Raw genomic sequence first — 997 nt, forward strand, 5'->3', positions numbered from 1 at the left:
GGTCAGGACGGTGCGGACGGCGTCGGCGAGGGTGGGGGCGGTACGGGCCGCCTCGTACAGGGCCGGTAGGGCGGCGCGCAGCGAGATGGCGCGGGCGTCACCGGCGTAGACGCCGCCGAGGAGGGGCTCCACGAGACGGTCGACGACCTCGTCGCCCATCCGTTCGGCGACGAGTCGGCCGATGGCGATGTCCCCGAACCCGCCGACGGCACCCGTGTCGTCGGTTCCCGCTCCGTCTGCGCCCGGCAGCAGGGGGCCCGGCAGGTCGGCGTCGCGGCGGGCGCGCTCCACGCCCTCGGGCGAGAGCACGTCGGCCAGGTCCCCGGGCCGGGCGGGGATGCCCATGAGGTGACCGCGCGGCATGGGGCGCAGGGCGCCGCGGGTCCAGATGGCGGCGGTCGCGACGGCGGGGGGTTGCAACGCGTCGCCCAGGCCCACGGCCCGGGCCAGTTCCACGCCCTCGGGTCTGCGGGCCAGCATCGACTCCGCGCCCAGGTCGGTGCGGACCCCGGCGACCTCCCCGGAGAGGAGCTTGCCGCCGAGCCGGTCGGAGGCCTCGAGGAGCGTGACCCGCACGCCCTCCTCCGTCAGCCGATGCGCGGCGGCCAGGCCGGAGACGCCGCCGCCGATGACGATCGCGTGCATGTCCCCACTCTTTCAGATCGCCCGGGCGGCTCCGACACCGGGCCGAGTCCGGAACGTGACGGCTCCGGTACCGGATCCGGGCGCCTTTTCCGCAACCGACCGGGGGGTGCCCCCGTCCCATCGGCGACATCGGCCCGGGTCCGGGCCGGGCGGTCGTGCCGAGGGTGCGGCCGGGGGAGGAAACATGGCGAAGGGGGCCGTCGATGACGGTGCGGTACGGCGTGGCGGATGACGGCGAGGGGGAGCGACCGGGGCGGGCGCGGCCGGGACCGGTGGCCCGCCGCTCGCGGTGGTGGGCGGCCCCGGCCCTGGCTCTCGTGCTGCTGGTGGCGGGGTGCAGCGGCTACGGGGG

The 997-nt window shown here is 77.3% G+C and carries 1 protein-coding gene; it reads right to left on the reverse strand.

Annotation, left to right across the window (positions count from 1 at the left end; translation table 11 throughout):
• On the reverse strand, positions 1-645 hold a 645-nt coding region (locus tag FOE67_RS26890; protein ID WP_182667423.1), incomplete at its 3' end, for an FAD-dependent oxidoreductase.
• Positions 646-997 lie beyond the last annotated feature (352 nt).

Source organism: Streptomyces calidiresistens (assembly GCF_014141525.1).
Taxonomy (GTDB): Bacteria; Actinomycetota; Actinomycetes; order Streptomycetales; family Streptomycetaceae; genus Streptomyces; species Streptomyces calidiresistens.